We start from the raw sequence: 23,060 nt of genomic DNA, 5'->3' as shown, positions 1-23,060 counted from the left end.
CGGAGAGTCCGCGTGGCTCGGGGTCCGGGGGCGGACCCCCGGGTTCATACAGCAATAGTGCACGCCACCTTACCGGCGTACCTGCTCCCCTAGGAACGACCAACCGGGGATGCCCCTTTTGAGAGGCACCCCCGGTTGGTGTTCAGTCCATCGAATTCGTCCGAGACGTCTCAGACGAGTTCGGTGACGGAGCCGCCGGCGGCGGCAATCTTCTCCTTGGCGGAGCCGGAAGCGGCGTCAACCGAAACCGTCAGTGCCACGGAGATCTCGCCCTGGCCCAGGACCTTGACGAGGCTGTTCTTACGGACCGCGCCCTTGTCGACCAGATCGGCCACAGTGACCTCGCCACCCTGCGGGTAGAGCTCGGCCAGCTTGTCCAGGTTCACGACCTGGTACTCGGTGCGGAACGGGTTCTTGAAGCCCTTGAGCTTCGGGAGACGCATGTGGAGGGGCATCTGCCCGCCCTCGAAGCGCTCCGGAACCTGGTAACGGGCCTTGGTGCCCTTGGTGCCACGACCCGCGGTCTTGCCCTTGGACGCCTCGCCACGGCCCACACGGGTCTTGGCGGTCTTGGCTCCGGGGGCAGGACGGAGGTTGTGGACCTTCAGCGGCTTCTGCTCCGCCATGTCAGTCGACCTCCTCAACCGTCACGAGGTGCCGCACGGTGTTGGCCATGCCGCGGAACTCGGGACGGTCTTCCTTGACAACCACGTCGTTGACCCGCTTGAGGCCGAGCGAACGAAGGGTCTCGCGGTGGTTCTGCTTGCTGCCGATGTACGACTTCGTCTGCGTGATCTTGAGACGGGCCATCACGCACCCGCTCCCGCACGCGCCCTGAGCAGAGCCGCGGGGGCGACGTCCTCAAGGGGCAGACCGCGGCGGGCCGCGATCTCCTCGGGACGCTGCAGACCCTGAAGGGCCGCCACGGTCGCGTGCACGATGTTGATCGGGTTCGACGAACCGAGCGACTTCGACAGGATGTCGTGGACGCCGGCGCACTCAAGTACCGCACGCACCGGGCCACCGGCGATGACGCCGGTACCGGGGGACGCGGGCTTGAGCAGGACGACGCCCGCCGCCTTCTCACCCTGGATCGGGTGCGGGATGGTGCCCTGGATACGGGGGACCTTGAAGAAGTGCTTCTTGGCCTCCTCAACACCCTTGGCGATGGCGGCCGGCACCTCCTTGGCCTTGCCGTAACCGACACCCACGGTGCCGTCACCGTCGCCCACCACGACCAGCGCGGTGAAGCTGAAGCGACGACCACCCTTCACGACCTTGGCGACACGGTTGATCGCGACGACACGCTCGACGTACGCGGTCTTCTCGGCGGCAGCGCCACCGTCACGGCCCTTCCGGTCCCGCCGCTCGCCGCCACCGGCACCGCTTCCGCGGCGCTGGGGTCCAGCCATTGGATTTACCTCTCTCTGTTACGTCCGCTAGCTCCGGAACCGGGGCTTAGAACTTCAGCCCGGCTTCACGGGCGGCGTCAGCCAGAGCGGCAATCCGCCCGGCGTACTGGTTGCCACCACGGTCGAACACGACGGCCTCGATACCGGCGGCCTTGGCGCGCTCGGCGACCAGGGCACCCACCCGCTGTGCCTGGGCGCTCTTGTCGCCCTCGCCACCGCGGATCGAGGTGTCCAGGGTCGACGCCGACGCGAGCGTGTGGCCCGCGATGTCGTCGATGACCTGGGCCACCATGTGGCGGTTGGAACGCGTCACAACGAGCCGGGGGCGCGCCTGCGTGCCCGAGACCTTCTTGCGTACGCGGATGTGCCGGCGCTTGATGGCAGCGGCCTTGTAGGCCTTGCCCTTGGCGATCTTCACACCGTATGCCATGGCTACTTACCCGCCTTTCCGACCTTGCGGCGGATGACCTCGCCGGCGTACTTGACGCCCTTGGCCTTGTACGGGTCGGGCTTCCGCAGCTTGCGGATGTTCGCCGCGACCTCGCCGACCTTCTGCTTGTCGATGCCCTCGACACTGAGCTTCGTCGGGGACTCGACCTTGAAGGTGATGCCTTCGGGCGCCTCGACGGTGATCGGGTGGCTGTATCCGAGCGCGAACTCCAGGTTGGAGCCCTTCGCCTGGACGCGGTAGCCGACACCGCTGATTTCGAGCGCCTTGGTGTATCCCTGGGTCACACCGGTGATCATGTTCGCCACCAGCGTGCGGGACAGGCCGTGGAGGGCCTTGTTCTGACGCTCGTCGTTCGGGCGCAGCACCTTGAGGGTGCCGTCGTCGCCCTTGGTGACCTCGATCGGCGCCGCCACGGTGTGCGAGAGGGAACCCTTGGGGCCCTTCACCGCGACCGTACGGCCGTCGATGGTGACGTCCACACCGGTGGGAACCTGGATGGGGAGCTTGCCGATTCGCGACATGAGCTTTTCCTCCGTTCCCGACTACCAGACGTAGGCGAGGACTTCCCCACCTACGCCCTTCTTGCCTGCCTGCTGGCCCGTCAGAAGACCGTGGGACGTGGAGATGATCGCCACGCCCAGGCCGCCGAGCACCTTGGGCAGGTTGGTGGACTTGGCATACACGCGCAGACCCGGCTTCGAGATGCGCTTGATGCCGGCGATCGAACGCTCGCGGTTCGGGCCGAACTTCAGCTCAAGGGTGAGGCTCTTGCCGACCTCGGCGTCCTCGACCTTCCAGCCGGTGATGAAGCCCTCCTGCTGGAGGATCTCCGCGATGTGCGACTTGATCTTGCTGTGCGGCATCTCGACGGTGTCGTGATACGCCGAGTTCGCGTTACGCAGACGCGTGAGCATGTCTGCGATGGGATCAGTCATGGTCATGAATTGGCCTTCGGCCTCTCTCGCCGGGGTTTCCTGTATGCGCCATCCCTCTCCCCGCTCGATGGCGGGACGGGTGCGGTGCGGGGACCTACGGCGTAGTAAGTTTTGGGCGCCGGACGCCCAACCCCGCAAGCCTACGGCATGTGGGGCAGGGCATCCGCCGACCAGTTGCTTACCGAGAGCGTCTGGTAATTCCCGAAGTGGGGAATTACCAGGAGCTCTTGGTGACGCCCGGCAGCTCGCCGCGGTGTGCCATCTCACGAAGGCAGACACGGCAGAGGCCGAACTTGCGGTAGACGGAGTGGGGGCGCCCGCAGCGCTGGCAGCGGGTGTAACCGCGCACGCCGAACTTCGGCTTGCGGGCGGCCTTAGCGATCAGAGCCTTCTTCGCCACGGTCAGTTCTCCTTGAACGGGAAGCCGAGGTGACGAAGGAGGGCACGACCCTCGTCGTCGTTGGTCGCCGTGGTCACCACGGTGATGTCCATGCCCCGGACCCGGTCGATCTTGTCCTGGTCGATCTCGTGGAACATGACCTGCTCCGTGAGACCGAAGGTGTAGTTGCCACGGCCGTCGAACTGCTTCGGCGACAGGCCGCGGAAGTCACGGATACGCGGCAGCGCGAGCGACAGCGTACGGTCCAGGAACTCCCACATGCGGTCACCGCGGAGGGTGACGTGGCAGCCGATCGGCTGCCCCTCGCGCAGCTTGAACTGCGCGATCGACTTGCGGGCCTTGGTCACGGCCGGCTTCTGGCCGGTGATCGTGGTGAGGTCCTTGATGGCACCCTCGATCAGCTTGGAGTCGCGGGCGGCGTCGCCCACACCCATGTTGACCACGATCTTGATGAGACCGGGGATCTGCATGACGTTCTCGTACGAGAACTCCTCACGCAGCTTGCCGGCGATCTCCTCGCGGTAGCGCAGCTTCAGACGCGGTGCAGTGGTGGTCGTCATCAGATGTCCTCACCGGTCCGCTTGGCAACGCGGATCTTGTTGCCCTCGTCGTCAAAGCGGTACCCGACGCGGGTGACGACCTTCTTGCCGTCCTTCTCCACGACCAGCTGAACGTTGCTGACGTGGACAGGGGCCTCGGTCGTCACGATGCCGCCGGTCTGCGAACCACGAGCGGTCTGGCCGGCCTTGGTGTGCTTCTTGACCCGGTTGACACCCTCGACGAGGACGCGGTCCTGCGTGGGGTAGGCCACGATGACCTTGCCCTGCTTGCCCTTGTCCTTGCCGGTGATGACCTGAACCAGGTCGCCCTTCTTGATCTTCATGCTTACAGCACCTCCGGCGCGAGCGAGATGATCTTCATGAACTTCTTCTCGCGCAGCTCACGGCCCACCGGGCCGAAGATACGGGTGCCACGAGGGTCGCCGTCGTTCTTCAGAATGACGGCGGCGTTCTCGTCGAAGCGGATGTACGAGCCGTCCTGGCGGCGGCGCTCCTTCACGGTGCGAACGATGACCGCCTTGATGACGTCACCCTTCTTCACGTTGCCACCGGGGATCGCGTCCTTGACGGTGGCGACGATGACGTCACCGATACCCGCGTAGCGGCGACCCGAGCCACCGAGAACACGGATGCAAAGGATCTCCTTGGCACCAGTGTTGTCGGCGACACGCAGTCGCGACTCCTGCTGGATCACGTCTATCTCCTGATCGTCTGCCGGTTCCCGGCGGAACTACTCCCAGAGAATGCCCTGGGAGGGATTGCTGGGCCTTGTGTTACTTGGCCTTCTCAAGGATCTCGACGATGCGCCAGCGCTTCGTCGCGGACAGCGGCCGGGTCTCCATGAGGAGGACACGGTCGCCGATCCCGGCGGCGTTCTGCTCGTCGTGCGCCTTGAGCTTGTTCGTACGGCGGATGACCTTGCCGTACAGGGCGTGCTTCACGCGGTCCTCGACAGCGACGACGACGGTCTTGTCCATCTTGTCGCTGACGACGAGACCCTCACGGGTCTTGCGGAATCCGCGCTCGCTCTTCGCGGTCGTCTCGGTCACGTTGCTCTCAGTCATCAGGCGCTCTCCACCGTCTCGATGCCCAGCTCGCGCTCACGCATCAGGGTGTAGATCCGCGCGATGTCCTTCCGGACCAGCTTCAGCCGGCCGTGGTTCTCAAGCTGACCGGTCGCCGCCTGGAAGCGGAGGTTGAACAGCTCTTCCTTGGCCTCGCGAAGCTTGTCGACAAGCTCCTCGTTGCCCAGTTCACGCAGCTCGGACGCCTTGGTAACGGCCGCCATCACGACTCACCTGCCTCGCGCCGAACGATGCGGCACTTCATCGGAAGCTTGTGGGCGGCGCGGGTGAGCGCCTCCTTGGCAACCTTCTCGTTCGGGTAGGACAGCTCGAACATCACCCGGCCGGGCTTGACGTTCGCGATCCACCACTCGGGAGAACCCTTACCGGAACCCATGCGGGTCTCGGCGGGCTTCTTCGTGAGCGGACGGTCCGGGTAGATGTTGATCCAGACCTTGCCGCCACGCTTGATGTGGCGGGTCATCGCGATACGGGCCGCCTCGATCTGGCGGTTCGTCACGTAGGCCGGGGTCAGCGCCTGGATGCCGTACTCGCCGAACGCAACCTGCGTACCACCCTTGGACATTCCGCTGCGCTTCGGGTGGTGCTGCTTGCGGTGCTTGACCCTACGGGGGATCAGCATTTCGGTCAGGCCTCCGTTCCGCCGGTAGAAGTGGGCGCGGCCTCCGCTGCCGGAGCAGCCGTGGCACCGGCCTTCGCCGACTCGGGAGCCTCGGCACCCGGAGCCTGCTGCGGCTTGCGGCCACCGCGACCGCCGCGCTCGCCACCGCGGCCACCGCGGCCGGCGGGGCGGTCGCTGCCGCCGCCACGGGCCGGACGGTTGCCCGCGCGCGCCGCGGCGTTCTCGGCGCGCACCTCGGCGATGTTCTTGACGTCGCCCTTGTAGATCCAGACCTTCACACCGATACGGCCGAAGGTCGTCTTGGCCTCGAAGAAGCCGTAGTCGACGTTGGCGCGGAGCGTGTGCAGGGGCACGCGGCCCTCGCGGTAGAACTCCGAGCGCGACATCTCGGCGCCGCCGAGGCGGCCACCGCACTGGATCTTGATGCCCTTGGCGCCGGCCTTCATCGTCGACTGCATGCTCTTGCGCATGGCGCGACGGAAGGAGACACGCGAGGACAGCTGCTCGGCGACGGCCTGGGCCACCAGCTGAGCGTCCACCTCGGGGTTCTTGACCTCAAGGATGTTCAGCTGGACCTGCTTGCCGGTCAGCTTCTCCAGCTCGCCGCGGATACGGTCGGCCTCGGCGCCGCGGCGGCCGATGACGATGCCCGGACGTGCGGTGTGGATGTCCACGCGGACGCGGTCACGGGTGCGCTCGATCTCCACCTTGGAGATACCGGCACGCTCCATCCCCTTCGTCATCATGCGACGAATGGCGACGTCTTCCTTGACGTAGTCCTTGTACAGCTTGTCGGCATACCAGCGGGACTTGAAGTCCGTGGTGATACCGAGCCGGAACCCATGCGGGTTAACCTTCTGGCCCATTACCGGGTTCCTTCCTTGCTGCTGACGACCACGGTGATGTGGCTGGTCCGCTTACGGATCCGGTAGGCGCGGCCCTGGGCACGCGGCCGGAACCGCTTCAGGGTCGGACCCTCGTCCACGTACGCCTCGCTGATGACCAGCGAAGTGGCGTCGGAGTGGTCGTAGTTGTGCGCGGCGTTGGCAATGGCGCTGTCCAGCACCTTGCCGACCGGCACGCTCGCGGCCTGCGGGGCGAAACGCAGGACCGCCTGAGCCTCCGTGGCGTCCATGCCACGGATGAGGTCCACCACGCGGCGGGCCTTCATGGGCGTGACGCGGATGTACCGCGCCTGGGCCCTGGCTTCCATGGTTGTCCCTTCGGTGTAAGTCATAGTCGTTTCCACCCCGCGGTTAGCGGCGCTTCGACTTCCGGTCGTCCTTGACGTGGCCGCGGAAGGTGCGAGTCGGCGAGAACTCGCCGAGCTTGTGGCCGACCATCGACTCGGTGACGAACACCGGGACATGGATCTTGCCGTTGTGCACCGCGATGGTGTGGCCCAGCATTGCCGGGACGATCATCGAGCGACGGGACCAGGTCTTGATGACGTTCTTGGTGCCAGCTTCGTTCTGGACGTCCACCTTCTTGATGAGGTGGCCGTCGACGAAGGGCCCCTTCTTGAGACTGCGCGGCATCTGAAAACCCGCTCCTAGCGCTTCTTGTTCGTCTTGCGGCGGCGGACGATGTACTTGTTGCTCGCCTTCTTCGGCGAACGCGTACGACCTTCCTTCTGACCCCACGGGCTGACCGGGTGGCGACCACCGGAGGTCTTGCCCTCACCACCACCGTGCGGGTGGTCAACGGGGTTCATGGCGACACCGCGGACGGTCGGGCGGACGCCCTTCCAGCGCATACGGCCGGCCTTGCCCCAGTTGATGTTCGACTGCTCGGCGTTGCCGACCTCACCGATGGTGGCGCGGCAGCGGACGTCGACCAGCCGGATCTCTCCGGACGGCATACGAAGGTGGGCCATGGAGCCCTCCTTCGCCAGCAGCTGTACGGAAGTGCCCGCGGAACGGGCGAACTTCGCGCCGCCGCCGGGACGCAGCTCGATGGCGTGGATGGTCGTACCGACCGGGATGTTGCGCAGCGCCAGGTTGTTGCCGGGCTTGATGTCGGCGGACGGGCCGTTCTCGACACGGCTGCCCTGCGCCAGGCCACGCGGCGCGAGAATGTAGCGCTTCTCGCCGTCCGCGTAGTGCAGGAGCGCGATGCGCGCGGTGCGGTTCGGGTCGTACTCGATGTGGGCGACCTTGGCCGGCACACCGTCCTTGTCGTGACGACGGAAGTCGATCAGACGGAAGGCGCGCTTGTGGCCGCCGCCCTGGTGGCGAACGGTCACACGACCGGCGTTGTTACGGCCGCCCTTGCTGTGCAGCGGGCGGACCAGCGACTTCTCCGGCGTGGACCGCGTGATCTCGACGAAGTCGGCGACGCTGGAGCCACGACGGCCCGGGGTCGTCGGCTTGTACTTGCGGATACCCATTTCTCAGTCCTCGGAATATTCCGGACTTCGATTCGATCCGACTTCCGTTAGGAAGTCGGGCCGCCGAAGATGTCGATACGGTCGCCCTCGGCGAGGGTCACGATGGCGCGCTTGGTGTCCGAGCGCTTGCCGAAACCGGTGCGGGTGCGCTTGCGCTTGCCCTGCCGGTTGATCGTGTTGACCCCGGTGACCTTGACCGAGAAGACCGCCTCGACGGCCTGCTTGATCTGGGTCTTGTTGGAGCCGGGCGCGACGATGAACGTGTACTTGTTCTCGTCGAGCAGCGCGTAGCTCTTCTCGGACACCACGGGCTTGACGAGAACGTCACGCGGGTCCGTGAAGGTCTTGCTGGTGATCTCGGCCATCAGGCTTCGCTCCCCTCGGTCTCGGCAGTCTGTCGCGCAGCCCCGCCGGACACGAAGGACTCGAAGGCGGCCTTGGTGAAGACCACGTCGTCGGAGACAAGCACGTCGTACGTGTTGAGCTGTCCCGGGTCCAGCAGGTGGACCTCGGGGAGATTGCGCGCGGACAGCCACGCGGTCTCGTCGCTCCGCTCGACGACCAGGAGCACGTTCTTGCGCTCGCTGACCTTGCCGAGCAGGGTCTTGGCGGCCTTGGTGGACGCCACGCCCTCGACCACGTCGGAGACGACGTGGATACGGGCGTTGCGGGCCCGGTCGGTGAGGGCCCCGCGCAGGGCGGCGACCTTCATCTTCTTCGGGGTCCGCTGCGAGTAGTCACGCGGGGTGGGGCCGTGTACGACGCCACCGCCGGCGAACTGCGGCGCACGGGTCGAACCCTGACGGGCGCGGCCGGTGCCCTTCTGGCGGTAAGGCTTCTTGCCACCACCACGGACCTCGCCACGGCGCTTGACCTTGTGCGTGCCCTGACGGGCGGCGGCCAGCTGCGCGACGACGACCTGGTGGATCAGCGGGATGCTGACCTTGGCGTCGAAGATCTCGGCCGGGAGCTCGACGGTCCCGGTCTTGTCGCCCGAGGGCGACATGATGTCGATGGTGCTGCTCATGTCTTCAGGCCCCCTTCGCCGCGGTGCGGACCAGGACGAGGCCGCCGTTCGGACCGGGGACCGCGCCCTTGATGAGGAGCAGGCCCTTCTCCGCGTCAACGGCGTGAACGGTCAGGTTCTGGGTGGTGACCCGCTCGTTGCCCATGCGACCCGCCATACGGAGGCCCTTGAACACACGGCCCGGGGTGGCGCAGCCACCGATGGAGCCGGGAGAGCGGTGCTTGCGCTGGGTTCCGTGACCGGCGCCGAGGCCCTTGAAGTTGTGACGCTTCATGACACCGGCGAAGCCCTTGCCCTTGCTCTTGCCCGTGACGTCCACGCGGACGCCGGACTCGAACACGGCCGCGGTGACCTCCTGGCCGAGCGTGTACTCGCCGGCGTCGGAGGTGCGGAGCTCCACCAGGTGGCGGCGGGGGGTCACGTCGGCCTTGGCGAAGTGGCCCTTGAGGGGCTTGTTCACCTTGCGCGGGTCGATCTCGCCGAAGGCGATCTGGACCGACTCGTAGCCGTCGGAGTCATTCGTACGGACCTGGGTAACGACGCAGGGTCCGGCCTTGACCACGGTCACCGGGACGACACGGTTGTTCTCGTCCCAGACCTGGGTCATGCCGAGCTTCTCGCCCAGGACACCCTTGATCTGCTTTGCCATCTCTTCCGCGCCTCTCAGAGCTTGATCTCGATGTCGACGCCGGCCGGAAGGTCCAGGCGCATCAACGAGTCAACGGTCTTGGGCGTCGGGTCGAGAATGTCGATCAGGCGCTTGTGCGTGCGCATCTCGAAGTGCTCGCGCGAGTCCTTGTACTTGTGCGGCGACTTGATGACGCAGTACACGTTCTTCTCAGTGGGCAGCGGCACCGGGCCCGCGACCGACGCACCAGTGCGAGTCACCGTCTCGACGATCTTCTTCGCCGAAGAGTCGATGACCTCGTGGTCGTAGGCCTTGAGCCGGATGCGGATCTTCTGTCCCGCCATGGCTACTCAGTAGTCCTGTCTCTCGAAACGCTCTGGCTCCCGGGGGGCCTGTGCACTGCCCATCTCCGACCCACGCGGTCGGGCGTGTCGCATTCCCTTTTCGGATGAATCCCGAAGGATTTCCCTGCCAAGGGGTGCGGCCCTCATAGACCACGAGACCGGGGACGAACGCCCACCGGGTGCCTGGCCGGTACCCCGCTGACACTTCCCGGAAGATTCCCGTACGTCCGCCCCAGCGCTGCCGTGAGAGGCAGATGGGACGACGAGTACTGTGGGACTCGCTTCCGGTCCCCCCGGCGGGAGGCGCGCAGCATCGGCACTCAACCGAGCAACCTGAGCAGTGTGCCATATGGCCCGGAGCCCTGGCCAATCGCGGCGAGAGAGCGTACCCCACGGGGGGAGGGGCGAACCCTGGGGCTGACGCGGAATGCTCTTGTCGGCACGGGCCCGCCTGTACGGTGCGGTCGTGATGGCGGCACTGGACGACTACGGGTCCCTCAACGAAACGGCCCACCTGCTCGCGAGCCCGGAGAACGCCCGCAGACTACTGGCCTCGATCGACCAGCTCGAAAAGGGCGGCGGCACAGATCGCGGCCTGCCGCTGCCACTACGGCTGCTGACAGCCACCCATCGCTGCCCATGCCTCCCCGAAACGGAGGAAAATGGGGGGTGGAGGTGTGCATCATGCGGAAAGTAGTCGACTCCCGGGACATGCCGAGCGAGACGAACTGCACCCTCGCCATCACGGGCGAGGAGGACGAGGTCGTCCGCGCCGCGAGCGAACACGCGACTTCGGTGCACGGCCACGAGAACACGGCGGAACTGCGAGCCCAGATCCGGTCCAACCTGAAGGACGAGATGCCGCAGCAGGTGTGAGATCCGAAGATCCGAGGTCCCGGGCGGGTGAGATTCCGGCGAACCGGCCCGCCACCGGGCGGCGCCCGTCACGATGAGGCGTGTGACAACCACGGACCTCTGGCACCACTACGGCCGCACCCGCACCGAGCGCGACCGCGCCGTCCCCAAGTCCTTCCACTGGATCTGGAGCCAGGACGGCGGTCCAGGCGCGGAAGCCCTCGGCGATGTCACCGGCCAACGCGTCGCCGACCTCGGTGCCGGGTCCGCCAGGCACGCCGCCCACTTGGCGGCCCTTCACGGGCCCGCCCAGGTGGTGGCGGTCGACGCCTCTGCCGCCCAGCACGCCATGGCCACCGACCTGTACGCCGAACTCACACCACGCCTGCGCCTGGTGCACGCCGATGCGGTGGCGCACCTGCTTGCGGTGCCGGACACCTACGACGTGCTGTACAGCGTGTTCGGGGCGGTCGACTTCACCGAGCCGTACGAGCTGTCCCGAGCGGCGTCCGCCGCACTACGGCCTGGCGGGCGGCTGGTGTTCTCGACCCTCGCCCACTACCTGGGCGGCGAGCCCGCGGAGGCGGATGCGGTGGCTGCCGAGCTCTCTGCGAGGACGCCGGAGGGTGAGGCAACCACCATGCGCCGCTGGGTGCTTCAGGAGCACGTGTGGACGAAGATCCTGGACGAGGCGGGATTCACCGGGATCACCATCGACCTGCTGCCGGCCGCCGCGAGCGGGCCTCGCACGGCTGACACGCTGCTCGTGACGGCCTTCCGGCGAATCAGCGCTCCGACGCGTACGTGAGGAAGCTCGCCCACGCGGCGGAGTCGACTGCCAGGCGGGGGCCTTGGGGGTTCTTGGAGTCGCGGACGTGGACGGCGGTGGAGGTGGTGGCGACCTCGACGCAGTCGTTGGGGTTGCTGCTGTCGCTGTAGCTGCTCTTGAACCACGCCAGCCCGTGAGCCATGTCCGTCAGCGCTCCGACGCGTACGCCACGAAGCTCGCCCACGCGGTGGGTGAGACGCCGAGGCGGGGCCCCTGGGGGTTCTTGGAGTCACGGACGTGGATGGCCGTGAGGGTGGTGGCGACCTCGACGCAGTCGTTGCCGTTACTGCTGTCGCTGTAGCTGCTCTTGAACCATTCCAGCTCGGGAGCGTTCTCGACAGAGATCTTGCGGATCATGTTTCCCCCAGCACTCGCTCGATGAAGGCGTGTGACTCCCGTGGGCTGAGAGCCCGCGCCCGGATGATGCCATGTCGCAGTTCCAGGATCCGAAGATAGCGCGGGTCAGAGACAGGGCGGCCTCCGTACTCGTCATCGGTACGGCCCACCGCTGAACCGTCGTGGAACTTAAGCACTTGGATCTTCCCACCTGTTCCGGGGTGGTCCCATCGGTCGGTCGGCATCACTTGGATCTCGACGTTCCGCAACTGCCCTACCTCCAGCAGGTTTTGCAGTTGTTGGCGTGCCACCATTGTCCCCCCGATACAGCGGCGGACTGTCACCTCTTCCAGGACAAAACTCAGATCCGGAGCGGGTGACCGCTCAAAGATGGATTGCCGCGTCATGCGTGCGCTCAGCATCCGCTCCAACTCGTCCTGCGAGTACGCGGGGCGACGCGTTCCGAGCAGCGCCCGAGCGTGCGCTTCGGTCTGCAACAGCCCGTGCAGATTGTGGTTGCCGTACGACAAGAGCTCGACGGCCTTCGCCTCCATCTTGGCCAGATCCCGAACCCTCTTCGGATACCGGACCTCCGCCACGTCCTGCTTCATCGCGGAGATCATCCCCTCCGCCCGCAGCACCCTGTCCGCCTTGTCCAGGTACTCGGGGCGGGGAATCCGTGCGCCCGACTCCACCTTGTAGACCAGGTCCTCGCCGTAGCCGATCGCGTGGCCGAACTCCGACGCTCGCAGGCCGGCCGCCTCGCGGCGGAGCCGTAGTTAGCGGCCCACCGTCGCGATGACCGCCGCGCCCGACTCGTCGTCGGGGTCGACCTCCCAGCCCGGTTCGTCCGTGCCTTCCGTGTCCACATCCGCCTCCTTCGTACCGCTGCCCCCTCCGGACAGGCTGGACAGCACTGGACAATCCCCGGACAGTCACCGTACGTACCGGAGTCATCACTGGTCAGCGTATGCATGGACCGCCACGCTGAGTGACGTGAATCAACAAATCACCCAACTTGGCCTTTCGGAGCGCCACTTCGGCGTACTCCTGTCCCCCACGCCACGCGGCGCACGCCTCGCCCGGCGGCTGGCCACCGGGCATCTGCTCGCCTGGGACGTGCCGCCCCGGACGATCGAGACGGCGGAACAGGTCACCGCCGAGCTGGCGAACAACGCGGCCTCGCACGGCCGGCTGTCCGGGCGGGACTTCCTGCTGGAGCTGCGTGGGGCGGAGGACGGGAGCGTCCTCCGTATCGAGGTGACCGACACCCGGGGCGACCGTCTCCCCGGACTCAACCCCCAACTGCCGCCCCCGGACGACGAGTCGGGCAGAGGGCTGCTGCTGGTCGAGGTGCTCGCGGACCGGTGGGGGGTGGCGTCGGGGCCGGTGCCGCGGAAGACGGTGCGGGCGGAGCTGGACCTGGTACGGGCGGCATCATCCGTCCGGGTGAACATGTCCAACTGGGTGAGAGATGGGCCGGATTATCTGCCTAGGCTCGGCGAGACAAAGGCATATGCCAAAGGCGGATCCTGCCCCCATCGACTCACCCACAGGAACCCGCATGGTCAGCGCGCCTCATGAGGCGATGCACCGCATCTTCCAGGAGTACCCGGGGCTGTTCTCCCGCGTCTCCGAGGTGCTGGGTGTCAATTTCTCCCCGCCCACCTCGGTGACGATCCTGCCGACCGACCTCACCGAGTCCCGACCGGTGGAGCGCCGGGTGGACACGCTTATGCGTCTGGAGACCGAGAACGACGAGCCCTTACTTCTCGCTGTGGAAGCACAGGGGAAGAAGGACTTGGACAAGCCCGCCAGTTGGATGTACTACCTGTCGTATCTGTACGCGAAGTACAAGGTGCAGCCGGTACTTCTGGTCGTGTGCCAGGACCGCGCGACGGCGGAATGGGCGGCCCACCCGGTACACATCGGGCCCAGACAGTGGTCGTCGCTCACACTGCGCCCACTCGTCGCCGGCCCGCACAACATGCCCCTGATCACGAACGCGGCCGAGGCGCGCAAGGACCTGGCGCTTGCCACTCTTTCAGCGATCACACACGCCGACGATCCGGACATCGGTGCCATACTGAAATCGCTGTCCGCCGCACTGCGGGAGGCGCCGGAATCCCTCACCGGCCCACTCGTCGAACTCACCGCACAGGGCTTGGGCAAGCGCCCAGCCGCACAACAGTGGAGGAACCTGGTGGCCGTGGACCTTTCTTTCTACACCTCACCGCTCTCGGAGGAGATCCGCGACGAGGGCCGGGCAGAGGGCCGGGCGGCCAGCCGGGCCGAGGACATCCTGCTGATCCTTGAACAGCGCGGTGTCGAGATCTCGGACGATGCTCGCGAACGCATCACGAGCTGCGAGGACTCCGACTCCCTGCGGGAGTGGTTCCTGCGCTCCATCACTGTGTCCTCCGCCGAGGAGATCTTCAGCACGGAGTGACTCCCACCCCACCGACAGGGCCGCCCGCACCCTGCGGTCGGCCCTGCCACGTGTCCTGTCAGTGCCATGCACCACCATGGGCCGTCGGAACAGCGCTCGCCTGTGAGGAGTTGCCGAATGCTGGTCGAGGTCGCCGGGGTGCGAGCGCCCGTCGGGGCGGCGGTGGAGGCCGCGCGGATCGTCTGTGCGGAGTACGCGGACGCCGCGCTGTACCACCACTCCGTACGGTCCTACTTCTTCGGCGCGGCCTGGGCCGAGGCGCGCGGCCTCGACTTCGACCGTGAACTGTTCTTCGTCGCGGCGATGCTGCACGACTTGGCCCTCACCCCGCCCTTCGACAGCTACACGCTCGCCTTCGAAGAGGCCGGCGGCCATCTCGCCCGCGTCTTCACCGCCGGTCTCGGCTGGCCGACCGAGCGGCGCGACCGGACGGCCGAGTTGATCGTGCTCCACATGCGGGACGGCGTCGCGCCAGAAGTGGACGTGGAGAGCAGGCTGTTGCAGGTGGGGACCAGCGCGGACGTGTCCGGGACGGGCTTGGAAGCCTTCGCCCCTTCCTTCACGGACGCGCTCGTCAGGGCATACCCCCGGCTGGGCTTCGCCCATTCCTTCGTGCGCCTGTTCCAGGACCAGGCGCAGCGCAAACCCGGCTGCGCAGCCGCGGAGTTGGTCGCGGGAGGCTGGGCGGAACGGACCACTTCCCATGCGCTCGACACCAACCGCGAGCCACCATCCGGCGAAACTTCCCGGCCGCGCGAGAAGTGATCACCCTCGGGCCCCCGCCGGACCAGGAGCGACGCCCTACAGCACGGCACCGAGGAGGAGCCGCGCCTCACCCGGCCAAGTCGCCACAAGATCACGGTAGTTCGGGAAGCGGGGTCCGGGGACCGTGTCCTGGGTCGGCCGGCCGTTGAGCCAGCAGACCTGGACGGAGTCGCTCTCGGTGTCGAGCAGGCAGCACACTCCGCCGACGGCGGCGGTGAGGTCGGTGAACACCGTTCTGACGGCTGCGGACCGCTCGAACATCCGGCTCATCCCCGACGCGGCCGCCATGAACTCCAGCGAGGCGTAGCCGGGGTGCTGCTCGGGCGCGAACCGCACCGTGAGGTAGATGTACCCGATCGCGACCCGCCGGAGCTCATCGAGTTCGAGGTCACGGCCCTCGCAGTACTCGCGCACCACGTCGTCCACACCGAACATGATCGAGGTGTCGAGTTCGAGCGTGCCGCTCGCGGAGCAGTCGACCGGCTCGCTCTTGAAGTGGGACGTGAACGGTACGACGACCTCGGCACCGCCGGGCAGGGTGAGCGCGAGCGGCGGCGGGCGAAGGGTGCGTGGCGCCAGCTCGGTGAGCGCGCCCAGCGCCCTGGTGACGTTCTGAGCGGGCACGATCACCTGATAGGCGTAGTCAAGCCCCATACATCCCACCCCCTTTGGGTTTCGAACGGCATCGTTCCACGACATGCCGGTACGGGACGCCTGGATATTCGCCGGGGGGGGGAGGGGAGGCGGGACGCTAGCTGCTGACCGCGATGGCCGTCCCGATGGACACCGCCGCCACGGTCCGCATCACCGCGGTGTTCACCGCCTCGGCGCCCCAACTGACCTGCTCCAGCTCCTTCGCACGCTGGTAGACCGTGCCCGACCACGGGATGGAGCGGTTCAGGGTCGGCAGTGTGCCGCTCGCGGAGAGCAGCCCGATCAAAGCTGTCGTACGGGTATCGGGCTCCGCGCCGTCGATCAGAGCGGCACGGACCCTCTCCATGAGGGCCTTCTTGTGCCCGGTGTCCCCGGCGACCGTGGCGGTCGTACGGAACACCCCCAGCCTCTTCCTGCTCTCCCGGCGCAGCATGCCCCGCTCCACCAGCCGGTCGAGCACGGTCTCCCGCATCCCGGTGCCGATCTCGATGAGGAGCGTCTGGACACCGCGCTTTCGCTCGGCGATCTTCTCGTGGGCGGCCCGGAGCACGGGATCCGGCAGCGGATCGCCGACGACGGGGAGCACGTTCAGACCGTTCATTCCCGCGTCGTTCTCATCCACCGTGATGTGCCCACCGAGGCCGAGCTCCACGAGAACGGCGCCGCCCAGGGTGTAGTACAGCGTGCCCTCTCCCGCGATCGTCCCCGACTTGTCGTCGAACATCAGCAGCGTCAGGTCTTCGACGATGAGCGTTTCGCTCTGCACCGTTTCGTTCTGCATGGTCTTTCATCCAACCGTCGGCATCGGGATGGCCGTCAGGAGCGGGCCTGTGGCCACGCTAAGGCCGGATGGACGGTGGGAGCAGGGCGGCTTGTCATCACTGTTCATGACAGATGTCATGAGGACCCCGCGACCGGGTCGCGGCCCTCCACGACCCGGTCGCGCGCGACGTAAAAGATCTCAAGTACGTGAAGGGAGAAGACCCTTCCCAACCCCACCAGCCTCCCATCACTCGCATGGGTGAACTCGGGCAACTGGGCTGGATTTCGTACGGGTTGGCGGGCATATGCTCGCGGCGACAGCTCAACCACATACAGCGGCCCCCGGCCGGGACTGGCATCCCGAACGAGGGCCTCACCACCAAGGAAGCACAACCTTCCCCATGGATGCTCAGCACCTTAGCGCGCCCCCGCGCGCCACGTCCGGAGTTCCCCGACCCGTCGCCCGATCCGGTGTCGTTCACGCCAACACCCGGCACACCAAGCGCTACACGGTCGTCGGCAACCACCTCGCGCAGCACCGTGAACTGACCCTCGTCGCGATCGGGCTCGCCGTCCACATCCAGTCGCTGCCGGCCGGGGCCCGGGTCGGCATCAAGTGCCTCACGGCCCGCTTCCCGGAGGGCGAGACGCGGATCGCCTCCGCGCTACGGGAGTTGGAGGCGGCGGGCTATCTGGAGCGGACGCGTGAGCGGCTGGCGGGCGGTCGGATCGTCACGCGTACGGTGTCGCACAACCAGCCGGGGGTGGGGAAGGCGGCACCGGGGCCGGTGCCTCGGCCGGGCCCGGAGCCCGTACGCGTACCAGGTCCGGAGCCCGTACCCGTACCACCGGAGCCCCAACCACCCCTCCCCCAGCCCCTCTTGCCCGACCCGGACCGCCACCGTGCCGCCACCGATCTACTCGCGGGGTTACGGCGCCACGACCCGCGCCTGCTACTCGCCGAGCGCGACGTACAGCGGCTGGCGCCCGGTGTTGCCGCGTGGCTGGAGCGCGGCGCGGCCCCCGCCTCCGTCTGCCGCGCGCTGACCGCGAACCTGCCCGGGGACCCGCGCCATCCGGCCGCCCTGCTGGCCCACCGTCTCACCGCGCTGCTCCCACCTCCGCTTCCGCCCACGCCCGCCGTCGTACGCCCGCACCCCTTCCAGACCTGCGAGCGCTGTGAACGCGCCTTCCGCGCCCCGGAGCCCGGGTGCTGCCGCGACTGCGGTGACACCGGCGGGGCGGCTCAGGACAGTGTCGGTACGTCGCCGCCCCGCGCCCACGCGACCTCGACCCCGGGCAGGCCGTACCCCCAGCGCGCCACGATGCCCGCGAGTGTCGCCGCGTCCGGTGGGGCCGCGCCCAGGCCGATCGCGTAGCGGACGCGGTCTCCCTCCGTCGCGTGCGGGCGTGGCCAGGCGTGCGCGTCCCGGATTCCCGCCTCTTCGAGCGCGGTGAGCAGCGCCCGTACGCGGCCCCGGAACCGGCCCAGGGTGTCCGGACGGCCCGTGTCCACCGTCACCACCGCCCAGGCCGCGTGGCGGCGGTGGAGGGGTGGGGGCGCCGACAGGGCGGTGGGCGCGGCGCCGGTCTCCAGGAGTTCCCAGGCTCGGTACAGCTCTTGGACCAGGAGGTCGCGGTGGCCGGGGCCGACCTGTTCCGTGCAGCTGCGGATCGGGGCGGTCGGGGTCAGAACCGTGACGGGGGCGGTGACTCCCGTACTGCGTACGGCCGTTGGGAGGGAGACCGGGTCGCGCCAGTCCCAGGCCGCCCACGCACCGAAGAAGTGCCGGAGCAGGTCGTCCGGCTCCAGCGTGTCCGCCTCCATGACCGTGCGCGCCGCCAGCACCGCCCAGGCCAGGCCGGGCAGCCCGCCGAACGGGGCGGAGTCCAGGCCGCGCGCCGCCGCCCAGGTCTTCACCTCCCTCGCCAGCGCGGCGAAGGCACCCTGGCGATCGCCCACCGCGGCCCGTACCGCCACCGCGTCGCTCACCGCGCTCAGCGCGACGGCCGCAGAATCGCCCAGTTCGGCCCGGTGCTCCACGGCCGAGGACGGATGAATGTCCCCCGTCGCGACAACCGCCAGGTCGACGCCCAACTCGCCCACCGTGAACCGGAGTCCGGGCACGCGTGCGCCGACCACCTCTCGTACGGGAGACGCGCCGTCCGGGAGCGCGGCTGTCACCCGTCGCCGTATCTCGTCCATGTCCACCGCCGCGCCGGGCAGCGCCGCCACCAGATCCAGGTCCGCGCCGGCGGACGCGCAGCCCATGCGACGGGAGCCCACGACGTGTACGGCGCCTTCGGCGAGAATGCGCGCGAGCAGCCCTGCGGTCTCATCGGTGTCGGCGGTGGGCTTCGTCAGTGGCTGATCATCAACGAGCCAACTGATCATCCCCGTACCCAGCGCGACCGTCGCCCGTACGCGCATCGGCTCCTCACCCCTGCGTGACAGCAACGCCAACTCGCCGACTCCGGCCGACACTTCGCCGAGCCGCGCCTCGATACCCGCCGCGACCCGCCGCGGATCCCGGCTCCGCCCCAGCGTCAGATGCGGCGTGAAGCCCTCGGCCCGCCGCCCGCCGCAGCGTGGGAACCGCCGTTCCAGCGCCTGGCGAAGCTCCGCCCATTCCGAGCCGCCACCCGCCGCCGGGTCGAGCCAGAGCGTGGCGTCCTCGCGGTGCCCGAAGGTGTGCACCCCGCCCAGCCGCGCGGTGAACGGCGCCGTCTGGGCGGCGACAGCCGCCAGCAGCGGCGCCGCGCGCTCGAAGTCGGACTCGGGGACGAAGCCGAAGAGCACGTTCACATGCGGCGGCCAGCGGTCGGCCTGTGGATCGTGCTCGCGCCGGACGGCCTCGATGGGGGCCCAGAGCTCGCGGGGCGGTATCCACCCGACGGCGGTACGGGCGGTGGCGGCCACGTCCAGGACGTCCCCAGCCGAACTCCCGCCCACCTCAACGAGGTTGACCTCCGCCTCCACGCCGTAGTGGTCGGAGATGTAGAGCCCGCTCGCGTCCGGCGTATCGCCACGCAGCGCTGCCCGCGTCACCACCGCGCTCCCCCGCAGCAGCACCCGGTCCAGTCGCCCGGCGCGGCCCGACAGAGACGCCACCGCAGCCAGCGGATTGGCGACCGGATCGAACGTTGGCGTGCGGTCCTCGGAGCCGTACACCTCACTCCAGGCGTCCCGCAGCGCGAGCGCGGCGGCCGGGCCTTCGCCCCCGCCGGCGCCGTCGTTGAAGTCGCCGAGCAGGATCACGGCTTGCGTGTCGATACCGGCCAACCCCTCGGCGAGGGCGGCCAGTTCGGTACGGCGCCGCTCCGCGCCGTCCGTGGAGTGGTCGCTGCTCAGGTGCGTGACGGCCACGACGACCGGCCCGGCGGCCGTCTCCACGGTGAGCGCGGTGACGGCCTTGTGCGGACCGAGGACATGGTGGCCCGCCTCGCGTACAGGCAGCCGGCTGAGGAGCAGCAGCCCGTTGTCGTCCACGTCGCGCCCGCGCGGGTCGCTGCTGACGGTGTAACTCGCCCGCACCCAGGGTGCGTTCAACAGCATCGTAAGGAGGTCCCGCTCGACCTCCTGGAGCGCGATGACGTCGGCGTCGGACTCGGCGAGGGCGGCGAGCAGCAGGGGACGCCGCTCGGAGGTGCGGACACGGTCGCTGTCGTAGCGGTCCCAGAGGGTGTTCCAGGTGAGGACGCGCAGGGAGGCGGGCGCGGGAGCGGGCGCGGCCTGCGCCGGGCGCCAGCCTTCGGAGCCGTACGCATAAGGAGTACCCGCCGTGAAGAACGGCGCCCGCAGCAGCCGCGCGTGCCGTACCCGCCCCGCCCGCGTCGCGTCGATGCGGTCGACTCCCGTCGCCCGGTCCCAGACCAACTCCCCGTCTGCTTCTACGAACAGCACGCGGTGCCACGGAATGTCGCCACCCGGCACGAACGCGGGCAGCGGGATCCGCCCAGGAGTCGTACCGCGCCGGCTGACGCCGAGCACGAAGCGCGCGGGATCGAAGCGCGGGTCCCAACGCACCTGGTGGTAAAGCTGATCGCTGGTCCGCATCAGACTCCCCCGCTCTCAATGCCGTCCACGTCCTCAATGCCGCCGCCCGCCCCGACGTACCACGTCCGGTGCGCGTCCCCCGGATACGGCGGTACGAAGCGCCGTATCTGCCCCGTGAGCACGTCGGCCGGCACCGGGTGCGGCCGTACGCCGTTCCGTCCGACCAGCTCAGCCTCGTCCACGAGGAACACCGCGTGCGTGACGAACGCGTCGCGCCGCCGCGCCAACGCCCCGACCAGCGACCGCTGTTGGCGGTTGAGCGAGGTGGCGTCCCACACGACCGTGCCTCCCCGCGCGAGCGCGGCGTCCAGCCGGTCCAGCCCCTCCCTCAGCACGTCCCCGTTGTCACGCTGGTCCGCCCGCGAACCACGGGACTCCCGCAGCTCGTCCAGCGAGACGCGCGTCCCGACTCCCGTCAGCCCTCCTGCGAAGGTGCTCTTCCCGCTCCCCGAAGGCCCGACGAGTTGAATCAGCGACGGGAAGTCCCCGGACCGCCACCGCCAGGTCGCGGCCACCGCCTCCTCGACGGTCGTCAGCCGCCCGTCGACCCACGCGTCCCGCGCCTGCGCCCAGCACCGCCCGACGGCGGCCGGGCCGAGCCCTTCGAGCGCGGAACGCAACCCGCGCCGCAGCGCCTCCAACGGCTCGCGGTCCAGCAGCCCCGCCTCCTCGGCGTGCAGCGCGGACCACTCGACCTGTTCGCGCGCCCGGGTGTCCTCGGCGCGGACGGCGGCGACGGCGTGCAGCACCCCCAAGTCGGCGGCGAGGGCCATCCGCGCGAGCCCGGCGCGACGGCCGTCGTCGGGAAAGGGCCGGTGCAACCCCTCATACAAACCCACCAGATCGGCGACACGGCGCGCCTGCCCCATCCCGAGGGGCGCTGCGAGCGCGCCCGCGAGCCGGCCGCGCGGCACGTCGTGGCAGAGCGCCGCGAGGACCCCGTTCAGCCGGTCGTCCCCGTGCCGCCCGGCGGCGTCGAGCCGCCCGACGACCTCGCGAGCCGCGTGCTCGTCCCCCTCCACACCCACGGCTCTCGCCAGGGCCCCGGCGTCCACCGAACCCCCCGACCGCACATCCCACAACGCGGCACGGGCCCCGAGTCCGTTCTCGACCACGGCGGCATGCATCCAGTGCGTATCGGTCTGTACGTGGTGGGGCCGCACCCACTTGGCGAGCCGGCGCCCGAACTCCTCGCGTACGAAGCCCTCCACGGTCCGTACGACGTACCCCTCCTGCCGCGCGGGGTCCAACTTCAGCCCCCGCAGGGCCCGTTCATCGAAGACACCCCGCCACAGCACAGGCACCGCGGGAACCCCCAGCCCCCGCAGAAACCGCACCGTCGAGTCCCACCCCAGACACCACTCGCCGTCCCACACGGAGAACCCGTAGAACCAACTATCCAAGTCCTCGTACGCGATCGAGTGCCGCGCATACATGTTCTCCCCGCACACCCGCACCCCGTCCGGGATCAACCCCCCGATCCGCCCCTGCAACGCCTTCACCCAGGCCCGCGACGGATGATGCCCGGAATCCAGCGACCGGGCGTGCAGCCCGTCGCCGTACAGCGTGGTGTTCTCCCCGTCCAACTTCTCGGTGACGACAACTTCCCGCCCCCGCAGCCCACCCAGATCCCCAACCCGCACATCGTCCGAGGCAACCCCGGGCGACCACGCCAAATGAGCGCTCCTCGGATACGCCGTACGCATGCCCACTCCCCCGTGCCTGCCTGCCCGCCAACCCTAGGAGCGCGGCGTAACCCGATCCATCGAATAAGGCAGCTGGTAGGACGGCACCCGGCGCCGGGTCCGAAAGCCGTGGCGCCATCCTCCTGCCCCACGGGGCCAGCTCCCGTCCACCGCGTACGGCAGCACCAGGCAGGCGCGCCCGCTGCCCTGTCCCGCCCAGCCGCTCGACCCCACCAACTCACCCGCCCCAGCCGTCGTCCGCTTACGTTGCCGTCGGCGCTGCCGTCAAACGCCGCAGAAGCCCCACCCTGAACAAATATTGGTGGGGCTTCTGACGGCTCTAAAGAAGACAAATCAAGCTGCGCCGAGCGCCGTCACTCAACCGAATCTATCGGTCGTACGGTGGTTCACGAAGCGCGTGAATGAGACGATTGGTTACTTCATTTACGCTGAAATCCCATCCAGTTAGGCGCTGCCCACTCCAATTGATCCCTACCCGGAAGTCATCCTTTGCCAGATCCGGCAAAGCTGCGCTTCGCCAATGATCCAGCGGCATTGAAACAGCACGAAACTGAGGACCCCACAGCTGAGCAGCTCGCTGCGCACGGGCCTCCGATGACCAATAGGGAAATGCTGGTCGCCCAGAACTTGAGACCGGCGTAGGACTGCCGTCGTCATCTCGAACCCACCAAATGGTACGTGTCTGAACGATCTCGCGGAAGAAGGCCGCCGCCTGAGCCCCACTTGCGCTCACTTGAATCCTCCTAAATCGTCCTGACTTGAGCGGCACGCTTGAACGCGGCATCAGAGTGCAC

Annotated in this window: 32 protein-coding genes and 3 pseudogenes; 6 read left to right on the top strand and 29 right to left on the bottom strand. The window is 68.3% G+C overall.

The annotated features are described in order from the left end of the window. Positions 1-170: 170 nt before the first annotated feature. The 21 genes from rplO to rpsJ form a co-directional block, all read right to left on the bottom strand. On the bottom strand, positions 171-626 hold the full coding sequence (gene rplO / locus ACFWV8_RS01060) for a 50S ribosomal protein L15 (RefSeq protein WP_023539328.1): 456 nt from the start codon (positions 624-626) through the stop codon (positions 171-173). A 1-nt stretch (position 627) separates the two neighbouring features. After that, on the bottom strand, positions 628-810 hold the full coding sequence (gene rpmD / locus ACFWV8_RS01055; RefSeq protein WP_329383108.1) for a 50S ribosomal protein L30: 183 nt from the start codon (positions 808-810) through the stop codon (positions 628-630). Then, positions 810-1,412 (bottom strand): 30S ribosomal protein S5, encoded by a 603-nt coding sequence (gene rpsE, locus ACFWV8_RS01050; protein ID WP_023539330.1) that lies wholly within the window; start codon positions 1,410-1,412, stop codon positions 810-812. Before rpsE ends, rpmD begins: the two co-directional genes overlap by 1 nt. Before the next feature lie 46 nt (positions 1,413-1,458). Beyond that, entirely contained in the window at positions 1,459-1,842 is a 384-nt protein-coding gene (rplR, locus tag ACFWV8_RS01045; RefSeq protein WP_329383110.1) for a 50S ribosomal protein L18, read from the bottom strand. 2 nt (positions 1,843-1,844) lie between these two features. Next, positions 1,845-2,384: a 50S ribosomal protein L6 gene (gene rplF, locus ACFWV8_RS01040; protein ID WP_329383113.1), complete on the bottom strand. Its 540-nt coding sequence runs from the start codon at positions 2,382-2,384 to the stop codon at positions 1,845-1,847. Positions 2,385-2,405: 21 nt separating this feature from the next. Further along, a complete protein-coding gene (gene rpsH / locus ACFWV8_RS01035) occupies positions 2,406-2,804 on the bottom strand; it encodes a 30S ribosomal protein S8 (RefSeq protein ID WP_023539333.1) in 399 nt (132 codons plus the stop codon). A gap of 208 nt (positions 2,805-3,012) precedes the next feature. Continuing rightward, a complete protein-coding gene (locus tag ACFWV8_RS01030) occupies positions 3,013-3,198 on the bottom strand; it encodes a type Z 30S ribosomal protein S14 (RefSeq protein ID WP_003948630.1) in 186 nt (61 codons plus the stop codon). 2 nt (positions 3,199-3,200) lie between these two features. After that, positions 3,201-3,758: a 50S ribosomal protein L5 gene (gene rplE, locus ACFWV8_RS01025; RefSeq protein ID WP_384196798.1), complete on the bottom strand. Its 558-nt coding sequence runs from the start codon at positions 3,756-3,758 to the stop codon at positions 3,201-3,203. Further along, positions 3,758-4,081, bottom strand: coding sequence for a 50S ribosomal protein L24 (gene rplX / locus ACFWV8_RS01020; RefSeq protein ID WP_114659657.1), 324 nt, complete (start codon positions 4,079-4,081; stop codon positions 3,758-3,760). The genes rplE and rplX overlap by 1 nt, the downstream gene beginning before the upstream one ends. A gap of 2 nt (positions 4,082-4,083) precedes the next feature. Next, positions 4,084-4,452 carry a 50S ribosomal protein L14 gene (gene rplN, locus ACFWV8_RS01015; protein WP_023539336.1) on the bottom strand — a complete coding sequence of 123 codons (369 nt, stop codon included), beginning with the start codon at positions 4,450-4,452 and terminating at the stop codon, positions 4,084-4,086. A gap of 79 nt (positions 4,453-4,531) precedes the next feature. Beyond that, positions 4,532-4,822: a 30S ribosomal protein S17 gene (gene rpsQ, locus ACFWV8_RS01010; protein ID WP_329383121.1), complete on the bottom strand. Its 291-nt coding sequence runs from the start codon at positions 4,820-4,822 to the stop codon at positions 4,532-4,534. Next, positions 4,822-5,046, bottom strand: coding sequence for a 50S ribosomal protein L29 (rpmC, locus tag ACFWV8_RS01005; protein WP_031230018.1), 225 nt, complete (start codon positions 5,044-5,046; stop codon positions 4,822-4,824). The genes rpsQ and rpmC overlap by 1 nt, the downstream gene beginning before the upstream one ends. Further along, positions 5,046-5,465 (bottom strand): 50S ribosomal protein L16, encoded by a 420-nt coding sequence (rplP, locus tag ACFWV8_RS01000; RefSeq protein ID WP_023539339.1) that lies wholly within the window; start codon positions 5,463-5,465, stop codon positions 5,046-5,048. The genes rpmC and rplP overlap by 1 nt, the downstream gene beginning before the upstream one ends. A 5-nt stretch (positions 5,466-5,470) precedes the next feature. Then, the gene (gene rpsC / locus ACFWV8_RS00995) at positions 5,471-6,331 is read right to left on the bottom strand and encodes a 30S ribosomal protein S3 (protein ID WP_329383124.1); all 861 of its coding nucleotides are present in this window, start codon (positions 6,329-6,331) and stop codon (positions 5,471-5,473) included. Beyond that, positions 6,331-6,678, bottom strand: coding sequence for a 50S ribosomal protein L22 (rplV, locus tag ACFWV8_RS00990; RefSeq protein WP_189107821.1), 348 nt, complete (start codon positions 6,676-6,678; stop codon positions 6,331-6,333). The genes rpsC and rplV overlap by 1 nt, the downstream gene beginning before the upstream one ends. 43 nt (positions 6,679-6,721) lie before the next feature. Next, the gene (gene rpsS, locus ACFWV8_RS00985) at positions 6,722-7,003 is read right to left on the bottom strand and encodes a 30S ribosomal protein S19 (protein ID WP_003966956.1); all 282 of its coding nucleotides are present in this window, start codon (positions 7,001-7,003) and stop codon (positions 6,722-6,724) included. Between the two features lie 14 nt (positions 7,004-7,017). Continuing rightward, the gene (rplB, locus tag ACFWV8_RS00980; protein ID WP_329383126.1) at positions 7,018-7,854 is read right to left on the bottom strand and encodes a 50S ribosomal protein L2; all 837 of its coding nucleotides are present in this window, start codon (positions 7,852-7,854) and stop codon (positions 7,018-7,020) included. 47 nt (positions 7,855-7,901) lie between these two features. Continuing rightward, positions 7,902-8,219: a 50S ribosomal protein L23 gene (rplW, locus tag ACFWV8_RS00975; RefSeq protein ID WP_078075546.1), complete on the bottom strand. Its 318-nt coding sequence runs from the start codon at positions 8,217-8,219 to the stop codon at positions 7,902-7,904. Continuing rightward, complete coding sequence (gene rplD, locus ACFWV8_RS00970) at positions 8,219-8,881, bottom strand: 50S ribosomal protein L4 (protein WP_384196796.1); 663 nt, start codon at positions 8,879-8,881, stop codon at positions 8,219-8,221. Before rplD ends, rplW begins: the two co-directional genes overlap by 1 nt. 4 nt (positions 8,882-8,885) lie before the next feature. After that, a complete protein-coding gene (gene rplC / locus ACFWV8_RS00965) occupies positions 8,886-9,530 on the bottom strand; it encodes a 50S ribosomal protein L3 (protein ID WP_384196794.1) in 645 nt (214 codons plus the stop codon). Between the two features lie 14 nt (positions 9,531-9,544). Beyond that, positions 9,545-9,853, bottom strand: coding sequence for a 30S ribosomal protein S10 (gene rpsJ / locus ACFWV8_RS00960; RefSeq protein ID WP_003948644.1), 309 nt, complete (start codon positions 9,851-9,853; stop codon positions 9,545-9,547). Between the two features lie 684 nt (positions 9,854-10,537). Here rpsJ and ACFWV8_RS00955 point away from each other — a divergent pair. Together ACFWV8_RS00955 and ACFWV8_RS00950 are read left to right on the top strand one after the other, a co-directional pair. Beyond that, positions 10,538-10,729: a DUF1059 domain-containing protein gene (locus tag ACFWV8_RS00955; RefSeq protein ID WP_329383134.1), complete on the top strand. Its 192-nt coding sequence runs from the start codon at positions 10,538-10,540 to the stop codon at positions 10,727-10,729. A gap of 73 nt (positions 10,730-10,802) precedes the next feature. Continuing rightward, positions 10,803-11,516, top strand: coding sequence for a class I SAM-dependent methyltransferase (locus ACFWV8_RS00950; protein WP_384196792.1), 714 nt, complete (start codon positions 10,803-10,805; stop codon positions 11,514-11,516). Here the strand turns inward: ACFWV8_RS00950 and ACFWV8_RS00945 are convergent. The 3 genes and pseudogenes from ACFWV8_RS00945 to ACFWV8_RS00935 form a co-directional block, all read right to left on the bottom strand. After that, positions 11,494-11,679: a DUF397 domain-containing protein gene (locus tag ACFWV8_RS00945; protein ID WP_384196791.1), complete on the bottom strand. Its 186-nt coding sequence runs from the start codon at positions 11,677-11,679 to the stop codon at positions 11,494-11,496. The two genes, ACFWV8_RS00950 and ACFWV8_RS00945, sit on opposite strands and share 23 nt — an antisense overlap. Positions 11,680-11,684: 5 nt before the next feature. Next, positions 11,685-11,894, bottom strand: coding sequence for a DUF397 domain-containing protein (locus tag ACFWV8_RS00940; RefSeq protein WP_384196789.1), 210 nt, complete (start codon positions 11,892-11,894; stop codon positions 11,685-11,687). Further along, positions 11,891-12,778 (bottom strand): annotated as a pseudogene (locus ACFWV8_RS00935) (helix-turn-helix domain-containing protein). Before ACFWV8_RS00935 ends, ACFWV8_RS00940 begins: the two are co-directional and overlap by 4 nt. A gap of 91 nt (positions 12,779-12,869) precedes the next feature. Here ACFWV8_RS00935 and ACFWV8_RS00930 point away from each other — a divergent pair. The 3 genes and pseudogenes from ACFWV8_RS00930 to ACFWV8_RS00920 all read left to right on the top strand — a co-directional run. Then, positions 12,870-13,304, top strand: a pseudogene (locus ACFWV8_RS00930) (ATP-binding protein); the annotation flags it as partial. Between the two features lie 133 nt (positions 13,305-13,437). Further along, positions 13,438-14,322, top strand: coding sequence for a hypothetical protein (locus tag ACFWV8_RS00925; protein WP_384196787.1), 885 nt, complete (start codon positions 13,438-13,440; stop codon positions 14,320-14,322). A gap of 117 nt (positions 14,323-14,439) precedes the next feature. Beyond that, positions 14,440-15,087: an HD domain-containing protein gene (locus ACFWV8_RS00920; protein ID WP_384196785.1), complete on the top strand. Its 648-nt coding sequence runs from the start codon at positions 14,440-14,442 to the stop codon at positions 15,085-15,087. A gap of 36 nt (positions 15,088-15,123) precedes the next feature. Here ACFWV8_RS00920 and ACFWV8_RS00915 read toward each other — a convergent pair whose 3' ends face one another. Together ACFWV8_RS00915 and ACFWV8_RS00910 are read right to left on the bottom strand one after the other, a co-directional pair. Continuing rightward, positions 15,124-15,741, bottom strand: coding sequence for a hypothetical protein (locus tag ACFWV8_RS00915; protein ID WP_384196783.1), 618 nt, complete (start codon positions 15,739-15,741; stop codon positions 15,124-15,126). Between the two features lie 97 nt (positions 15,742-15,838). Beyond that, positions 15,839-16,522: a GPP34 family phosphoprotein gene (locus ACFWV8_RS00910; protein WP_384196781.1), complete on the bottom strand. Its 684-nt coding sequence runs from the start codon at positions 16,520-16,522 to the stop codon at positions 15,839-15,841. 382 nt (positions 16,523-16,904) lie between these two features. Here ACFWV8_RS00910 and ACFWV8_RS00905 point away from each other — a divergent pair. Beyond that, positions 16,905-17,729, top strand: a pseudogene (locus tag ACFWV8_RS00905) (helix-turn-helix domain-containing protein); the annotation flags it as partial. A 20-nt stretch (positions 17,730-17,749) separates the two neighbouring features. On the opposite strand, the gene ACFWV8_RS00900 reads toward ACFWV8_RS00905, so the two are convergent. From ACFWV8_RS00900 to ACFWV8_RS00890, 3 genes are all read right to left on the bottom strand, one after another. Beyond that, positions 17,750-20,560 carry a poly(A) polymerase gene (locus ACFWV8_RS00900; protein ID WP_384196780.1) on the bottom strand — a complete coding sequence of 937 codons (2,811 nt, stop codon included), beginning with the start codon at positions 20,558-20,560 and terminating at the stop codon, positions 17,750-17,752. Then, on the bottom strand, positions 20,560-22,266 hold the full coding sequence (locus ACFWV8_RS00895) for an RNA ligase family protein (RefSeq protein ID WP_384196778.1): 1,707 nt from the start codon (positions 22,264-22,266) through the stop codon (positions 20,560-20,562). Before ACFWV8_RS00895 ends, ACFWV8_RS00900 begins: the two co-directional genes overlap by 1 nt. 367 nt (positions 22,267-22,633) lie before the next feature. Then, positions 22,634-23,050 carry a DUF2750 domain-containing protein gene (locus ACFWV8_RS00890; RefSeq protein ID WP_384196776.1) on the bottom strand — a complete coding sequence of 139 codons (417 nt, stop codon included), beginning with the start codon at positions 23,048-23,050 and terminating at the stop codon, positions 22,634-22,636. Positions 23,051-23,060: the final 10 nt, after the last annotated feature.

The organism is Streptomyces sp. NPDC058665, assembly GCF_042714995.1.
Taxonomy (GTDB): domain Bacteria; phylum Actinomycetota; class Actinomycetes; order Streptomycetales; family Streptomycetaceae; genus Streptomyces.
This window is presented reverse-complemented; position numbering and strand designations above follow the sequence as displayed.

Bases quoted from the DNA above. Each gene is read 5' to 3' on its own strand.
- ACFWV8_RS00940 (WP_384196789.1), bottom strand. From the start codon at position 11,894: ATGATCCGCAAGATCTCTGTCGAGAACGCTCCCGAGCTGGAATGGTTC.
- rplV (WP_189107821.1), bottom strand. From the start codon at position 6,678: ATGGAAGCCAGGGCCCAGGCGCGGTACATCCGCGTCACGCCCATGAAG.
- rpsE (WP_023539330.1), bottom strand. From the start codon at position 1,412: ATGGCTGGACCCCAGCGCCGCGGAAGCGGTGCCGGTGGCGGCGAGCGG.
- rpmC (WP_031230018.1), bottom strand. From the start codon at position 5,046: ATGGCGGCCGTTACCAAGGCGTCCGAGCTGCGTGAACTGGGCAACGAG.
- rpsQ (WP_329383121.1), bottom strand. From the start codon at position 4,822: ATGACTGAGAGCAACGTGACCGAGACGACCGCGAAGAGCGAGCGCGGA.
- rplB (WP_329383126.1), bottom strand. From the start codon at position 7,854: ATGGGTATCCGCAAGTACAAGCCGACGACCCCGGGCCGTCGTGGCTCC.
- ACFWV8_RS00925 (WP_384196787.1), top strand. From the start codon at position 13,438: ATGGTCAGCGCGCCTCATGAGGCGATGCACCGCATCTTCCAGGAGTAC.
- ACFWV8_RS00915 (WP_384196783.1), bottom strand. From the start codon at position 15,741: ATGGGGCTTGACTACGCCTATCAGGTGATCGTGCCCGCTCAGAACGTC.
- rpsC (WP_329383124.1), bottom strand. From the start codon at position 6,331: ATGGGCCAGAAGGTTAACCCGCATGGGTTCCGGCTCGGTATCACCACG.
- ACFWV8_RS00920 (WP_384196785.1), top strand. From the start codon at position 14,440: ATGCTGGTCGAGGTCGCCGGGGTGCGAGCGCCCGTCGGGGCGGCGGTG.
- rplD (WP_384196796.1), bottom strand. From the start codon at position 8,881: ATGAGCAGCACCATCGACATCATGTCGCCCTCGGGCGACAAGACCGGG.
- rpmD (WP_329383108.1), bottom strand. From the start codon at position 810: ATGGCCCGTCTCAAGATCACGCAGACGAAGTCGTACATCGGCAGCAAG.
- rplX (WP_114659657.1), bottom strand. From the start codon at position 4,081: ATGAAGATCAAGAAGGGCGACCTGGTTCAGGTCATCACCGGCAAGGAC.
- ACFWV8_RS00890 (WP_384196776.1), bottom strand. From the start codon at position 23,050: ATGCCGCGTTCAAGCGTGCCGCTCAAGTCAGGACGATTTAGGAGGATT.
- ACFWV8_RS00950 (WP_384196792.1), top strand. From the start codon at position 10,803: ATGAGGCGTGTGACAACCACGGACCTCTGGCACCACTACGGCCGCACC.
- ACFWV8_RS00955 (WP_329383134.1), top strand. From the start codon at position 10,538: ATGCGGAAAGTAGTCGACTCCCGGGACATGCCGAGCGAGACGAACTGC.
- rplR (WP_329383110.1), bottom strand. From the start codon at position 1,842: ATGGCATACGGTGTGAAGATCGCCAAGGGCAAGGCCTACAAGGCCGCT.
- rplO (WP_023539328.1), bottom strand. From the start codon at position 626: ATGGCGGAGCAGAAGCCGCTGAAGGTCCACAACCTCCGTCCTGCCCCC.
- rplF (WP_329383113.1), bottom strand. From the start codon at position 2,384: ATGTCGCGAATCGGCAAGCTCCCCATCCAGGTTCCCACCGGTGTGGAC.
- rplP (WP_023539339.1), bottom strand. From the start codon at position 5,465: ATGCTGATCCCCCGTAGGGTCAAGCACCGCAAGCAGCACCACCCGAAG.
- rplW (WP_078075546.1), bottom strand. From the start codon at position 8,219: ATGGCCGAGATCACCAGCAAGACCTTCACGGACCCGCGTGACGTTCTC.
- ACFWV8_RS00895 (WP_384196778.1), bottom strand. From the start codon at position 22,266: ATGCGTACGGCGTATCCGAGGAGCGCTCATTTGGCGTGGTCGCCCGGG.
- ACFWV8_RS00900 (WP_384196780.1), bottom strand. From the start codon at position 20,560: ATGCGGACCAGCGATCAGCTTTACCACCAGGTGCGTTGGGACCCGCGC.
- rplC (WP_384196794.1), bottom strand. From the start codon at position 9,530: ATGGCAAAGCAGATCAAGGGTGTCCTGGGCGAGAAGCTCGGCATGACC.
- rpsS (WP_003966956.1), bottom strand. From the start codon at position 7,003: ATGCCGCGCAGTCTCAAGAAGGGGCCCTTCGTCGACGGCCACCTCATC.
- rplE (WP_384196798.1), bottom strand. From the start codon at position 3,758: ATGACGACCACCACTGCACCGCGTCTGAAGCTGCGCTACCGCGAGGAG.
- rpsJ (WP_003948644.1), bottom strand. From the start codon at position 9,853: ATGGCGGGACAGAAGATCCGCATCCGGCTCAAGGCCTACGACCACGAG.
- ACFWV8_RS00945 (WP_384196791.1), bottom strand. From the start codon at position 11,679: ATGGCTCACGGGCTGGCGTGGTTCAAGAGCAGCTACAGCGACAGCAGC.
- rpsH (WP_023539333.1), bottom strand. From the start codon at position 2,804: ATGACCATGACTGATCCCATCGCAGACATGCTCACGCGTCTGCGTAAC.
- ACFWV8_RS00910 (WP_384196781.1), bottom strand. From the start codon at position 16,522: ATGCAGAACGAAACGGTGCAGAGCGAAACGCTCATCGTCGAAGACCTG.